A 15,384-nucleotide genomic window follows, 5' to 3' on the forward strand; every position below is an offset into this window, starting at 1 on the left:
CCTCAGCATTGAGGAAAGCCATGAGTTAGGTCGTAGAGAATTCGCTTAAATTTCGGTAAAATATGCCGATCAAATGATAGACAAACAGAGAGTCCATTATGACGGATGCAAATGCTGGCAAAATTCCTCACGTTCTTGTAATTATGGATGGTGTGGGACATCGTGAAGCAGTTGAAGATAATGCGTATCTAGCAGCGAAAACACCAAACTTGACTGCGATGAAAGCAAAGCATCCAAATAGTTTAATCTCTGGCTCTGGTGAGGATGTTGGCTTACCTGATGGGCAAATGGGTAACTCCGAGGTTGGACACATGAACCTTGGTGCAGGTCGAGTGCTTTATCAGGACTTTACTCGTATTACTAAAGATATTCGTACAGGCGATTTCTTTGAGCATGAAGTGTTGGTGGATGCTGTAGAGAAAGCTAAAGCAGCTGATGGCGCTGTTCATGTCATGGGCTTACTTTCTGAAGGCGGCGTTCACTCACATGAAGATCATATTGTGGCAATGTGTGAGCTTGCATTAAAGCGCGGCGCAACGGTTTATTTACATGCTTTCTTAGATGGTCGTGATACACCACCTCGTAGTGCCAAGCCGTCATTAGAAAAATTAGATGCACTTTTTGCACAATATCCAAATCAAGGTCGTATCGTTTCGATGATTGGTCGTTACTTTGCAATGGATCGTGATAATCGTTGGGATCGCGTAGAACAAGCGTATCGTTTAATGACAGAGGGTGAAGCGACTCGTGTAGCCAACAGTGCTGTAGAAGGCTTAGAGCTGGCTTATGCAGCAGAAGAGAATGATGAGTTTGTCAAAGCAACCCGTATTGGTGAAACTGTAAAAGTACAAGATGGCGATAGCATTGTTTTTATGAATTTCCGTGCTGACCGTGCACGCGAAATTACCCGAGCTTTCGTCGAAAAAGACTTTGCCGGTTTTGAGCGTAAAGTTGTACCGAATTTATCTAAATTTGTCATGTTGACACGTTATCAAGCGAGCATTGATGCACCAGTTGCTTATATGCCTGAAGTATTAAAGAACTCAATTGGTGAATATCTATCTGGTTTAGGTAAAACTCAATTGCGTATTGCTGAAACTGAAAAATACGCGCATGTGACGTTCTTCTTTAGTGGTGGCCGTGAAGATGAATATGCTGGTGAAAAGCGTATCTTAATTCCATCACCAAACGTTGCAACATATGATCTACAACCAGAAATGAGTGCAATCGAAGTGACTGATGAACTGGTGAACGCGATTAATTCTGGTGAGTTTGATTTGCTCGTTGTGAACTATGCAAACGGTGATATGGTCGGACATACAGGTGTCTTTGATGCGGCTGTAAAAGCTGTCGAAACGGTCGATACATGTTTAGGCCGTGTTTATGATGCAGTGATGGCAAACAAAGGTCATATGTTAATTACGGCTGATCATGGTAACGTAGAGCAAATGCAAGACTATGATAGTGGTCAGGTTCATACTCAACATACCACTGAATTAGTCCCCTTTATTTATGTCGGGCCAACACAGGCAACGATTGCTGAAGGTGGTGTATTGGCGGATGTTGCTCCAACACTCTTGAGTTTGATGCAAATCCCTGTACCAAGCGAAATGCAAGGTAAAAACTTAATTACATTACAATCAACCTAATTCTTATTTTTAAGATAAGAAAGTCCCTCTTATCCAATGGGGGATTTAGGAAGATTTTATAAAATAAATAAGGTGAAAGAATGACTCAACACAACAACATTTACCGTGCACTATTTGCAAGTGTGTTGATGTGTTGGTCACATATCACTTTTGCTGCACCGATTACACATGCATCGGGATGGGACGATGAGGCTGCTCCACGTAGTGCCGAAGTCCCAATTGAATCGATTCAGCAATTTGTGCAGATTTATGGCATTGTCAAAGACAATTATGTTGATAAAAAATCTGATGAAGCACTTTTCCAACAAGCCATTCAAGGGCTAGTCGGTGGCTTAGATCGTTATTCGCGGTATTTATCTGCTGAGGAATACCGTCAGTTGATTCAATATACAGAGGGTGATCTCGCCTCTGTTGATTTCAATCTCAATTATGATAACCATACTCGTTCATGGCAGATTCAGGCTCTTAAAAGTGGCTCTGATTCAAATAAGCTCGGTTTGAAAAATGGTCAAACCATCATCAAAATTGATAATCAAGAATTAAAAAATTTGAACCAAGACCAAGTACAAGGGTTGTTATATGGTTCGATTGGTAGCACTATTCAAATACAACCTGAAAATAGTAATAGCACGGTAATTCTAGTCCGAAATAAAAAGGTCGAAACGGATATCGAACCTGATTTGCTGCATAATCAAGTATTGGTCTTAAAAATACGTGTTTTTCAACAAGATACGGCAAATGAAATTAAACGGATTATTGAAGAATACAATCCAAATAAGTTAAAGGCAGTTGTTTTAGATTTGCGAAATAACCCTGGCGGCTTGCTTTCAGCAGCAGTTGAATCAGCAGATTTGTTCTTGAATGATGGGCTGATTGTAACGACGAAGAGTCGCTCAGAAGGCGATCAGCAATTTCAGGCATTACCAGCAAATAAGTTTCAGAAAATTAAACTTGGTATTTTGATTAATCGTCGTTCCGCTTCAGCCGCCGAAGTATTTACAGCAGCATTAAAAGAACATAAACGTGCTTGGGTTATCGGTGAGAATAGTTATGGTAAAGGCGTTGTTCAGAAACTTTTCCCATTGCCGAATGGTGCTGCTCTACAAATGACAGTGTCTCATTACTACACGCCTAATGGGAATATGATTGAAGGGCAAGGGATTCAGCCGAATCAAACTTATCCTTTATCTCCAGAAATGAAAGAAGATAATTATTTAGATCATGTCGCAGAGTTCACATTGAAGAGTAAGATATAAAATAAAGCCCCTAATCGAAGGGGCTTTATTTCAATGATTATTCGTCGTCTTCAGTATCTAAACCAAATTTTTTCAAACGGTAACGTAATGATCTAAATGTCATTCCAAGTTTCTTCGCCGCTAAAGTTCGATTCCAATGCGTTAAATTCAATGCATTGAGTAAAACTTCTTTTTCAATATTTTCTAAATAGCGTTCCAATCCTTCTGGAGGAAGCTTTTTAGAACTCATGGTTGGGCTTGGACTCTGTTGTACATATTCAACGTCTTCTGGCGCGGAAAATGATGCGGCAGGAGTGAGAATTGGACTACGTAGTGGTGCGGTTTGCAAATGAGCAAGATCAATCGTTTCATCATCACTTAAGGTAATGGCACGTTCGATGATGTTACGTAATTCACGCACATTTCCTGGGAAATACTGTTGTAGTAAAAACTGTTCTGCTCTCGAAGAAATTGATTTTGCAGGAAGCTCCCACTCTTGACTAATTTTTTGAATGAAGTGATTTGCCAATAACAAGATATCTTGGCCGCGTTCACGTAACGGAGGCAGAACAATATCCATGACATGGATACGGAAGAATAAGTCCTGTCTAAAACGTCCTTGCTGCACAAGTAATTCTAAGTCTTGATGGCTGGCACTAATCACGCGGAAATCAACATCAATCTCTTGATCAGAACCAACAGGACGAATTTTTTTCTCCTGCACGGCACGCAATAGTTTTACTTGCATACTTAATGGCAGTTCAGCAATTTCATCTAGAAATAAACTACCACCATGTGCTGATAAAATTAAACCTTGTTTATCTTGGGTTGCACCAGTAAAGCTACCTTTTTTATGCCCAAATAACTCACTTTCCATCAGCTCTGTTGGAATAGCACCACAGTTAATTGCGATAAAAGGGCCTTCACTGCGGTTGCTTAAACGATGCACAAGGTTTGCAACGACTTCTTTTCCTGTTCCAGATTCACCTGTAATAAAAACAGGCGCTTGTGAACGCGCAATTTTCTTTAGTGCAATACGTAATTGTTGAATAGGAGCAGAACGCCCAATCAAGAGCTTATTTTCTAAGGCTGTTTCAGCAGCTTCTTGCTCAGGCTGAGGTCGATTTAAAGCTTTTTGAATGAGCTGATCTAAATGTGTTTGATTGACCGGTTTACTGACAAAGTCAAAAGCACCTGCTTTCAGTGCTGCAATCGCCGTATCCATATTGCCGTAAGCCGTAAGGACTGCAATTGGCGTATTCGGATAATTTTGTGTGACGTGCTTAACTAAATCTAGACCATTACCATCTGGGAGGTTTAAATCAGTTAAACAAGCATCGTATTGAAACTCAGTAAAGAATTTTTTTGCTTGCTCTACGCGATATGCTAAATGAGTTTTAATCCCCATTCGAGATAGCGTCATTTGCATTAAAAGACATAAGTCTTCTTCATCGTCTACGAGTAGAACGAGTGGTTGTTTAGTTGCCATTTCCCCGAAAAACCTAATCTAATCAATGAATTTTTGAGCATTCAATCCTGAAACATGCTCCTTGTTGTTGCTCTACATAAGTGAGCTTTGCATGATTTGCCTCACAAAAAGTATGAGACAGATATAATCCTAAACCAGTTCCTTTAATTTCGGTACTAAAAAATGGCTTGAACAGTTGAGAAATATCTCGTTTTGCGACTCCTGTCCCAAAATCGATAACATCTATGCGAGTACGCCCATTATTTAAGTCGATATTTATCTGAATGAACTCTGCATTCTCTGCATTGTGTCTTAGAGCATTCCGAATAAGATTGATCATCACCTGACGAAGTTGTTTTTCGTCAAATAAGATATTTACTGGTTCAAGCAGATTTAATTGAATTTGATCTTTTGCATCAGCCAAATCTTCATTTAATAGGCTGGTAAAGAATTCTTCGAGATGAATAATTTGTGGTTCAGTGGGCTTGTTACGAGCCATCCCCAAAGTATCTTGAATAATACTATCGATTCGTTTCGCCTGTTTGCGAATCATTTTAGAAAGCATTTCTTGTTGATGAGCATCACTGTCTTTAAATAAATCATTTGCTTGAACGATTGCAGCTAACGGGTTTCGAATTTCATGGGCAATACTGGCTGAAAGTTGTCCTAACGCAGCAAGTTTCAATTGTTGTACTTGTTGATTGAGTTTTTGTGCATCTTTCAAAATTAATAAAAATAAAGGTTGCTCAGGCACAATCAGATGCTTCACACGAACATTGACGGTAAATGGGCTTTGCTGTGATTCGAAGGTGAATTCTTCTCCATCTTCTAATTCACTGAATTTGATCAGCTCAAATAAGTCAGGTTGCCATTTAATTAATGGCGTTTTTTCTTGAGAAACAGGGACATTAATGCCTAATAGCGCATTGGCAGCAGGGTTGGTCAACACAATATGATTGCTTTCATCTAAGACCAAATAACCATCTTCAATCTGTTCGAGAATATAGCGATTGATATTTTGTAGTTGATGAATTTCAATGGATTGATGAAAGGTTAGGGTTTCTAAAATCTTAAAACGTTGAACTGCAATTCGCCCAATTGAATGAACGACAAAGAACAGAAAGGCAAGGAAAATGCTATTGCCTAAATGATTTAAGTTATTGTAATCAAAAAAGTTGCCAAGAAAGCGCTGATAAACCACCATAATCACTGCGAATAGCGTGATAATTAGGGAAAGCTGAGCATTTAATAAAATAGCAGAGGAGAAAATAATAATGACATACAACAGGCTAAGTTGGAGATTAGGGCCACCTGAGGAGAACGTAATTAAGCTTAAGCAAATCACATCTACAAGGAAGATAAAAATCAGTTGTTTAGATGTTTGTATTGGAAGAACTTGGAGCAAAAAAAGCTGGAAAATATTCAGCGCGATATAGCAAACCAGTGTGTAAAAATATAAAAAAGGATAGTCATAGTTGGTTGCTAGTTGCTCAGCCGTGAGCATATAAATAAGCAAAAGACTGATTGAAATAATCAGTCTATAGCCGCTATACCAAATTCCCAGCCGATAGACTGTTTGTGATACAGAAGAAGCGATTTTTCCCAACATAGGTGATCACTTTATTAAGGTTTAATCAGTCCATATCGAATCGCAAGATGGGTCAATTTGACATCGCTATCAATTGCCAATTTTTCAAAAATACGATAACGATAGGTATTTACGGTTTTTACACTTACAAATAATTTATCAGCGATCTCTTGGGCACTAATACAGTTAACCACCATCATGGCCACTTGCATTTCACGCTCTGAAAGTGCATCAAAAGGCGATTGTTGAGTATCAGAGAGATATGAGCTAGCAAGTTGCTCTGCAATATCTGCACTAAAATATTTCCCACCCTGCATCACTTTATTAATTGCACGAACCATTTCTGCGATAGGCGCACCTTTGGTGATATAGCCTTTGGCACCTGCTTTCAATAATAATGAAGGGTAAGGTTCTTCTGCTAAACCACTAACAGCAATGACCTTGGTTTCAGGTGCAGTTTGTAACAAGCGGCGCGTCGTTTCTACACCCCCAATCCCAGGCATATTTACATCAAGCAGTACGACTTGTGGATGAAGTTGACGCACTAACGCAATAGCTTCTTCTCCAGACTCTGCTTGTCCGACAACATCAACATCTGGATGGTCTTCTAGCATACGGCAAATGCCTGTGCGTACGAGTTCATGATCATCAACAACAAGAACAGTGATCAAGAAGACCTCCTTTTTTTCCAAAAAACTGGTTTTTTGTTACATAAAGCAAAATTAGCTTGCAATGAAACGACAAAATTAGCAATCCTATTCTTCATCATTAGAGAATAGTTGTACACAATTGTGTCTATAAATGCTTTACCCGATTTGTTCAAATGTAAGGCATAATGATAGTAAGCGCAAATGTGCAGCGTCCTGAGTTGAGTATTGTGTCGTGAAAAATTCTAAAAAATCTGTCATGCATGTTCTAGGCATGTCTATCTTGTTAACTTGGAGTTCAACAAGCTTTGCTGATTTAGTTGTTAACAACAATTCGGCAGCTTCGAGTGTGGGCGCTTCGTCTGCATCGATTAGTTGGTCAGCAAGTGATGCTAGCCAGCTAATGGATGATGATGAAACAGAAATTAGCCCTCAAGGTTCAACGTCGGTCACTACCACTTTACGTAATGGCGGTTCTGCGACAATTACGTCTTCTGCTACGCCGCAGAAAAGTGTACAGATTCGTGATACCTTTGGTTCGACTAGCCAACCCTCAGTAAATGCACGTTCTGCATTGGTGATGGATGCGCAGACAGGTGAGGTACTATTCAGTAAGAATAGTAATATGTCTGTGCCGATTGCTTCAATTACTAAGCTTATGACGGCTGTGGTTACTGCTGATGCACGTTTGAATATGTCTGAAGAGATCACACTTGATTCAATCGACTTTGCGGGTGCGGGCGGTAAGAACTCAAGCTCGACATTACGAGTGGGTGACACGATGAATCGTGCAGAGCTCTTATTGTTCGCTTTAATGAAGTCTGAAAATCCTGCTGCTGCTGCCTTGGCTCGCACATATCCAGGTGGTCGTTCTGCATTTGTTGCAGCAATGAATGCGAAAGCAAAACAATTGGGCATGAATTCGACTCGTTATGCTGAGTCGACTGGTTTGGATCCACATAATGTATCTTCAGCACGTGATTTGGGTATTCTTGTAAGTACTGCTTCACAATATGGTTTAATTCGCCAGTTCTCTACAACACCAACCTATGATTTTAATTTGGGTTATCGTGTGCTTAAATCGAATAATACTAATGCCTTGGTTCGTAATGGTGGTTGGAATATTAACTTGTCAAAAACAGGTTTTATCAATGAAGCGGGACGTTGTGTAGTGATGCATACTACTGTGAATTCTCGCCCAGCTGTTGTAGTGCTACTTGGTGCGTCGAGTTCTCAAGCACGTACCAACGATGCAACGAACTTATTAAACTGGGTTGCGACATTGCCAAAACGTATTTAATACCATTGGTTCGATTTAAAAACTCTTCTTCATGAAGAGTTTTTTTATGCCTAAATAAAACGACATAACTTGTCATATATCAATGAAGTATATTCGTTTTTAAAATAAAAATCGGTTAATGTTGAATCACAATTTGAGGTGATGACTTCTCATACAATATTATGAATCAATTCCGTTGATTTTACAGTGGTTAAGTTTCGCATCAGAAAAAAATAAACAGTTGAGTGATAAATAAATTAGGGGAACAACATGAGCACCTATGTGATTCGTGAAAAATACTTTGGCTATAACGATGAAGTTTTTTATGTGGCTGGACATCGGATTGCCAACGTTTTTGAGGATAAAACTCAGGCAGAAGTCGAGTATAAGCAAGTTGAAATTGCTAGCGCACGCGATTTTCCATTATATGAAGTGGAATCCTTGTTTGATGCTACTGAGGAAGAATTACAAAAGCTTGATGATTTCGTCTTTTCACGTTGTGGTGTACATATTTTAGGAAAGTATGGAGCTGTTTCAGAGGGTATTCTTCCAGATTGTCTAAATGATGAAGATACTTTTGAATTTATTCAGTTAGCAAAAATGCAGAAATTTCAACTGGTGAAATTCGAACATGAAGTAAAGTTTTATGGTTTATGGTCTGTAAAAAATCAACAGTGGTTGCAAGAGCATGATGAGTTTTCAGCGAGTTTGGTTTATGTAGAAGAGCAAGATCAATTAAAAAATAAAGTTGAAGCTATTTTTGCAGATTATGATTATGCGGAAATTAATTTAGAGGGTTCATTAGAAGAGTTATCAAATCACCCAGTTTTGCTGCAAGCATTGATCGCTACTGAATCAGGGCTAAGCTATGATGAAACTAAGAAGGTACTGACAATTGGTGAATGGGAAGATGTGGCTTTATATGCGATAAATCCTTTATTAAAGCAACCTTTATTTGAAATAAAAGAAATTAGTTTAGAGGAAATTCAAACGATCGAAAAAGAGTTGGCTAAGCAGTATAACTGTGATGAAGATGACTGGGGGAAAAGAATAGGATGAGGACTTTGATGCTGAAGCTCTTGTTGACGAATTGATTCAGGAGTTGGCTGAAGAATTGGACTTAAGCGATGAACAGCGAGCTGAACTGTTTGATGAAATGAAAAAAGAATCTTGAAGCTTGAAGATCAAAAAAACCTGCCGTAGCAGGTTTTTTTAATGTATCAAAGATAGCTTACATATTAGAAAGAATAGAATCTTTCACTTGATCCATTGTCGCATCAATTGACAACATTACAGCATCAGCACATTGCTTGATTGCAGTATCAGGATCTTTTAAGCCATTACCTGTAACTGTACATACAATGACTGAACCTTCAGCAATTTTACCTGCTTTGATATCACGGATAGCACCACCGATAGAAGCAGCTGAAGCCGGCTCTACAAATACGCCTTCATACATAGACAGTAAACGTTGTGCTTCTAAAATTTCGCTGTCTTGAAGTTCATCAAACCAACCTTTAGAGTCACGTACAACTGCTTTTGCATGGTTCCAGCTTTGTGGATTACCAATACGAATTGCTGTTGCAACTGTTTCTGGGTTTTCAACAGGTGCGCCACGTAAGAAAGGTGCGGCACCAGATGCTTGATAGCCAACCATTGTTGGTAAACCTTCTGGTTTTGGACCAGTAAATTGATCCGTCGCTGCATCATAGATCACTTGTTCAAACTGATCCGCAGGCTGGTTTGCTACAGCTTCTGTATAACCCATCCAGTGTGCAGTAATGTTACCAGCATTACCTACAGGCAAGCAGTGGTAATCAGGTGCACGACCTAATGCTTCTACGATTTCATAAGCAATTGTTTTTTGCCCTTGTAAACGATATGGGTTGATCGAGTTAACGATGGTTACAGGCGCTTGATCAGCAACTTCTTTGACTAGACGCATACCATCATCGAAGTTACCACGAATTTGCATCGTGATCGCACCATACATCATTGCTTGTGCCATTTTACCCATGGCAATTTTGCCTTCTGGGATTAATACGAACGCTTTGATGCCTGCACGAGCTGCATAAGCGGCTGCGGCAGCTGAAGTATTGCCTGTAGATGCGCAGATAATCGCTTTAGAGCCTTCCTCAACAGCTTTGGTCACAGCCATTGTCATACCACGGTCTTTAAATGAACCTGTTGGGTTCAGACCTTCGTATTTCACATAGATTTCAACATTTTTGCCAATAATACGTGGAATGTTCTCTAGTTTAATCAGTGGAGTATTACCTTCACCTAAAGAAATTGCACGTGTAGTTGCAGACACAGGTAAACGGTCACGATAACGATCTACAAGACCAGTATAACGATTGGCATTCGACATGATGGTGTTCCAATATGAGGTAGAGCGGGGTGAGGGAAGTCATTTTCCCTCAACCTGATTAACTATCGAGCGATTCTAAACGAATTCTTACGATTTCGCCACGAATTGCAGGTAATGCTTGAATTTGTGCTAATGCTTCATCCATTTTTGATTCCACAATTGGATCCGTTAAGATCACGATAGGAATCAAATCTTTGAGACGAGATTGTTGCATGATGGCATCAATGCTAATGCCTGCGCGACTGAGAATTGTCGTTACATCAGCCAATACGCCTGTTTGATCTTCAGCATTTAAGCGGATGTAGTATCCAGTCGTCATTTCTTCGCGACTGAGAATTGGCATATTAGTCAGTGCTTCAAAGGCAAGCTGAGGAATTGTACCAGCACCATCTTCGGTATATGAAATATCACGAACAATATCAATAACATCAGCAACAACTGCAGAGGCTGTCGGACCAGCGCCAGCACCCGCGCCGTAATACAATGTTGGACCTACTGCATTGGCTTGAACAAGGACCGCATTCTTAACGCCATTCACATTTGCAATGAGTTGCTCATCAGGAATTAAGGTAGGATGTACGCGAAGTTCGATGCCTTTTTCAGCACGACGTGCAATACCGAGGTGCTTGATTCGGAAACCTAATTCTTCAGCATATTTCACATCTTGTGCTGTAATTTTGCTGATGCCTTCGGTATATACCTTGTCAAATTGAAGTGGAATACCGAAAGCACATGAAGCCAAAATCGTTAATTTGTGCGCAGCATCAATTCCTTCAACATCAAAGGTTGGATCAGCTTCTGCATAGCCAAGTTCTTGTGCTTCTTTAAGGACATCATCAAATGCACGGCCTTTTTCACGCATTTCAGTCAGGATAAAGTTACCTGTGCCGTTGATGATACCTGCAAGCCACTCGATATGGTTGGCTGCAAGACCTTCACGAATCACTTTAATAATTGGAATCCCGCCTGCAACTGCTGCTTCATAGGCGATTTGTACATCATTGTCTTCGGCTGCTTTGAAAAGTTCGTTACCGTGCTCAGCAAGCAAAGCCTTATTGGCAGTCACGACTTGTTTGCCGTGCTTAATCGCTTCCATGATGATTTCATAAGCTGGATGAATACCACCCATAACTTCAACAACTACATCAACATCAGGTTGACGGACGATGTCCAGCATATCAGCGCTTTGTTTAATTCCATCGAGTTGTAGATCTGGACGTGGACGGCGAGTGCCTACGTGTGTAATTTGAATTTCTCGACCGGTACGGCGTTTAATTTCAGCAGCATTTTCTTGTAGTAATTTAAGGGCTCCACCACCTACAGTACCAAGACCGAGTATCGCCAGACGAACTGGTTTCACGTCACACTCCATTTTATTCAATCATTTTAATGAAGTTTGATCATAGCTAAAAAAGTGCGCAGACACTAGGGCTAAGATCATCTTTAATCTGTCGCCCTAGTCGTTATTCTTGAAAGGAGAGGAAAGGGATTATTTGTTTAAGCGTTGAACGATTTCATCGGGTGTCATATAACCACCTAAGTACTCTCCATCGACATTGTAAATTGCTGGCGTACCATTCACACCCATGTTTAAACCAAGCTGGTATTGTTCACGTACAGGGTTTTTACATTCATTCGCTAATACTGGCAAGCCTTGAGCGGCTTGATCGAATGCAGCTTTGCGATCTTCACTACACCAAATTGCTTGCATGGTTGGCATGAATTGTTCACCACGTGGCCAAGCGATATAACGAACTTCAATCCCTTTCGCGGTAATTTCTCCTAAGTGTTCATGTAGTTTATGGCAATAAGGGCAGCTTGAATCGGTAAATACATAAATGACATGTTTTGCTTTGCCATCCTTGGCAGGATAAACAATTAAATCTTCATTTTTCAGTGCAGCTAAGTGTTTTTTATTTTCAGTGGCTTGTAGTGCTTCACTGACATTATGTAGTTGTTTGTCACCTAAACGGATCACATCACCTTGGATAATATATTTGCCATCAGCAGTGGCATAGACCGAACCCATACCTTCCAAGCTGATCCAAAATAGGTTTGGAACCTCAGTTTTTTTGATTGTAATAATTTTGGCGTTGATATTCGCTGTTTTAAAATTCTTTTCTAAAGTTGAAACTAAACGTTGTTGTGCATTGCGCTCGCTTAATGTTGATGCTTCACCTGTTGCAGGTGCCGTTGCTGTAAGAGCATCTTGTTTTTGTGCGGCATCTTCTTTAGAGCAGGCACTTAGGAGTAATGTCGATGCTAATGTGCAAGCAATTACAAGCTGAGATCGAGTAAACAACATAAAGAACCTTTTTGTACGTATTCATGTGTGTAAGGGGCTAAGCATAGCAAAAAAATGAAATGACTTCGTTAAATCTTGCATAGTGACTGTGAACGAAATCAAGTTTTATCTTTTTCTAAGACAAATGGTCATTTTAGCCGCGTGGATGGTATTTGGTATGTAATTCTTGCATACGATGTTGAGCAACATGGGTATAAATTTGTGTGGTAGATAAGTCGCTGTGACCAAGTAGCATTTGTACGACACGCAAATCAGCACCATGATTAATTAAATGAGTCGCAAAGGCATGACGCAATGTATGTGGAGACAACTCTGCTTGGATATTTGCTTGTAAAGCATAACGCTTAATCGCATACCAAAAATTTTGCCGACTCATAATACCGCCATGTTGGGTCAAAAATAGATAATCAGTGCTACTTTTATAAAGTTGTGGTCGTGAATCTGCTAAATATTTTTCAATCCAATCACAGGCATATTGACCTAAGGGAACAAGGCGTTCTTTGTTACCTTTACCTGTAATACGAAGAAAACCTTGTTTTAAATTGATCAGTTCTAAACGTAAATTAAGTAATTCAGAGACACGTAGTCCACAAGCATATAAAACCTCTAGCATGGCACGATCTCGTAGCCCTAACACTGTATTAATATCTGGTGCGTTGATCAGTGCTTCTACATCTTGCTCAGATAAATCTTTAGGAAGTGCACGACCAATTTTAGGTGATCGATGAGTGGCAACGGGATTGTCATCCCGAATACCTTGTTCTCTTAGAAATTTATAAAATTGGCGTAGGGCAGATAAACAACGTGCAATAGAACGAGGGCTTTTTCCTGCTTTAGTGAGCGCAATCAGAACATCAGCAATATCTTCACTTGACCATTCTGGCAAGGCTTGACTTTTATGTATCTCACTACATTGAATCAGATCAGATAAATAGGCATTACGGGTATGTGGGCTCACTGTCTGAGCCACGAGATAATCGCGAAAACCTTGCAAAAAACTAAGATCATTGGGAATAGAAACCGCAGAAGGGATTCGAGGTTTTTTATTTAACATAAATGATGCCCTATATTCATGAGCACTGTAAAAGAAAAATGAATTGTTGTCGATGTGTGACAAAAGCAAATGCCATTGATATTGTTTTTGGTAATTATTCTCATTTGTATGTATACTAAGATAAAAGATTTTAGGGTTAGTAGCGGTGCGATTGTCAGCATTAAAAGTCAAGCAAACGGCGATGATTACTAAGGTAAATCGCTTGGTTGATGACTCTAAACAGCCAGATTTAGTGGCGATTCGTTTAGAAAGTTTAGGCTTTGTTCCTGGTACACAAGTACAAGTCATTACCAAAGGCGTTTTTGGTGGCGATCCGATTCTAATCCAAATTGGTTTTACGCGTTTTGCATTGCGTAAAACTGAGGCTGAAAAAATTGAAATTCAAGTTGAAGGAGCACCTGCATGAGTGATGCGTTACGTGTTGCCCTTGTGGGAAATCCAAACTGCGGTAAAACCTCTCTATTTAACCACCTCACTGGAACACGCCAAAAAGTTGCCAACTATGCGGGTGTAACCGTTGAGCGTAAAGTCGGTCATTTCCAGCTTCCTTCTGGGAAAAGTGTACGTGTTTTAGATTTGCCGGGTACTTATAGCTTACTTGCGACGAGTCCTGATGAAGAGATTACGCGTGATGTTTGCCAAGGTAAAATTGCTGAGGAAGGACAACAAGACGCCTTTTTGTGTGTGGTTGATGCGACAAACTTAAAGTTGCACTTGGGTTTAGTGCTTGAAATGATTGAATTGGGTCGACCAATTCTTGTGGTGTTGAACATGATGGATGAGGCGCGTCGTCGTGGCATCCAGATCAATACGCAAAAACTGTCTGAGCGCCTTGGTGTACCTGTTGTTGAAACAGTGGCTGTGCGTAATACAGGGATCGAAAACTTACTGCATGCCTTGGATCAAGAAAAATATACTGCTCCGCAAACAGAATTAAGTGGTTTAACGGGTGAACACCATCAGAAAATCGAAACGATTTTTAAAGATGTGGTGAACTTCGTTTATCAGGAAGATAAGCGTACAGATTTCCTAGATCGCATTTTCTTGCATCCTGTGCTGGGTTTGCTCAGCTTAGCGGTGATGATGTTTATCGTGTTCCAAGCGGTATTCGCTTGGGCTGCGCCATTCATGGATGGTATTGAAGGCTTCTTTGGTTGGTTAGGTGAAACTTTAGGTGAACACATTACGCAACCATTACTTCAAAGTCTTGTAGTGGATGGAATTATCGCCGGTGCAGGCGGTGTGGTGGTGTTCTTGCCGCAGATTTTGATTTTATTCTTCTTTATCTTAGTGTTGGAAGAATCTGGTTATTTACCACGCGCAGCTTTCTTACTCGATAAGTTGATGTTTAAAGCAGGCTTAAGTGGTCGAGCATTTATTCCTTTGCTTTCAAGCTTTGCTTGTGCAGTACCGGGAATTATGGCAACACGTAGTATTAGTGATCCGCGTGATCGTTTTACCACGATTATGGTTGCACCACTCATGACCTGTTCGGCACGCTTACCTGTTTATGCTTTATTAATTGCCGCATTTATCCCAAGTCAAACCGTGTGGGGGATCTTTAACCTGCAAGGTTTGGTGTTATTCGGTTTGTATATGGCAGGCATCGTGAGCGCATTGTGTGTTTCATTTGTGATGAAGTTTTTGCAGAAAGATAAATCACAGCATGCATTACTGCTTGAGCTGCCTAGTTATCGTATTCCAGATTTAAAGAGTGTGGGTATTGGTTTACTTGATCGCGGCAAAATCTTCTTGAAGCGTGTCGGTGGAATTATCTTTGCACTTTCA

The 15,384-nt window shown here is 40.1% G+C and carries 13 protein-coding genes; 6 read left to right on the forward strand and 7 right to left on the reverse strand.

All coding sequences use genetic code 11. The annotated features are described in order from the left end of the window. Positions 1-98 precede the first annotated feature (98 nt). Positions 99-1,649, forward strand: coding sequence for a 2,3-bisphosphoglycerate-independent phosphoglycerate mutase (gpmI, locus tag B4237_RS12855; protein WP_278595673.1), 1,551 nt, complete (start codon positions 99-101; stop codon positions 1,647-1,649). Positions 1,650-1,729: 80 nt separating this feature from the next. Then, complete coding sequence (locus B4237_RS12860) at positions 1,730-2,905, forward strand: S41 family peptidase (RefSeq protein ID WP_278595674.1); 1,176 nt, start codon at positions 1,730-1,732, stop codon at positions 2,903-2,905. A 37-nt stretch (positions 2,906-2,942) separates the two neighbouring features. On the opposite strand, the gene B4237_RS12865 is transcribed toward B4237_RS12860, so the two are convergent. From B4237_RS12865 to gacA, 3 genes are read right to left on the reverse strand one after another with little or no spacing between them, the layout of a single operon-like run. Further along, positions 2,943-4,373, reverse strand: a complete 1,431-nt coding sequence (locus tag B4237_RS12865; RefSeq protein WP_278595675.1) for a sigma-54-dependent transcriptional regulator — start codon at positions 4,371-4,373, stop codon at positions 2,943-2,945. Positions 4,374-4,395: 22 nt separating this feature from the next. Next, entirely contained in the window at positions 4,396-5,961 is a 1,566-nt protein-coding gene (locus tag B4237_RS12870; protein ID WP_278595676.1) for a sensor histidine kinase, read from the reverse strand. Positions 5,962-5,975: 14 nt separating this feature from the next. Next, positions 5,976-6,611, reverse strand: a complete 636-nt coding sequence (gene gacA, locus B4237_RS12875) for a response regulator transcription factor GacA (protein WP_004876352.1) — start codon at positions 6,609-6,611, stop codon at positions 5,976-5,978. Positions 6,612-6,822: 211 nt separating this feature from the next. Between gacA and pbpG the strand changes: the two genes are divergently transcribed. Continuing rightward, the gene (pbpG, locus tag B4237_RS12880; protein WP_278595677.1) at positions 6,823-7,887 is read left to right on the forward strand and encodes a D-alanyl-D-alanine endopeptidase PBP7/8; all 1,065 of its coding nucleotides are present in this window, start codon (positions 6,823-6,825) and stop codon (positions 7,885-7,887) included. Positions 7,888-8,136: 249 nt separating this feature from the next. After that, positions 8,137-8,925, forward strand: coding sequence for a hypothetical protein (locus B4237_RS12885; protein ID WP_278595678.1), 789 nt, complete (start codon positions 8,137-8,139; stop codon positions 8,923-8,925). A 172-nt stretch (positions 8,926-9,097) separates the two neighbouring features. Here B4237_RS12885 and thrC read toward each other — a convergent pair whose 3' ends face one another. The 4 genes from thrC to xerD form a co-directional block, all read right to left on the reverse strand. Continuing rightward, positions 9,098-10,237, reverse strand: a complete 1,140-nt coding sequence (gene thrC, locus B4237_RS12890) for a threonine synthase (protein ID WP_004656353.1) — start codon at positions 10,235-10,237, stop codon at positions 9,098-9,100. 58 nt (positions 10,238-10,295) lie between these two features. Next, positions 10,296-11,597, reverse strand: coding sequence for a homoserine dehydrogenase (locus B4237_RS12895; protein ID WP_130133759.1), 1,302 nt, complete (start codon positions 11,595-11,597; stop codon positions 10,296-10,298). Between the two features lie 129 nt (positions 11,598-11,726). Further along, the gene (locus B4237_RS12900; protein ID WP_004876357.1) at positions 11,727-12,542 is read right to left on the reverse strand and encodes a DsbC family protein; all 816 of its coding nucleotides are present in this window, start codon (positions 12,540-12,542) and stop codon (positions 11,727-11,729) included. 133 nt (positions 12,543-12,675) lie between these two features. Next, complete coding sequence (xerD, locus tag B4237_RS12905) at positions 12,676-13,596, reverse strand: site-specific tyrosine recombinase XerD (RefSeq protein ID WP_278595679.1); 921 nt, start codon at positions 13,594-13,596, stop codon at positions 12,676-12,678. 145 nt (positions 13,597-13,741) lie between these two features. On the opposite strand from xerD, the gene B4237_RS12910 reads away from it, so the two are divergent. Both B4237_RS12910 and feoB read left to right on the forward strand, forming a co-directional pair. Next, positions 13,742-14,002: a FeoA family protein gene (locus tag B4237_RS12910; RefSeq protein WP_278595680.1), complete on the forward strand. Its 261-nt coding sequence runs from the start codon at positions 13,742-13,744 to the stop codon at positions 14,000-14,002. Next, positions 13,999-15,384, forward strand: a 1,386-nt coding sequence (feoB, locus tag B4237_RS12915; protein WP_286943456.1) for a ferrous iron transporter B, incomplete at its 3' end; no start/stop codon positions are given. The genes B4237_RS12910 and feoB, both read left to right, overlap by 4 nt.

It is taken from the genome of Acinetobacter sp. UBA6526, assembly GCF_002434875.1.
Taxonomy (GTDB): Bacteria; Pseudomonadota; Gammaproteobacteria; order Pseudomonadales; family Moraxellaceae; genus Acinetobacter; species Acinetobacter venetianus.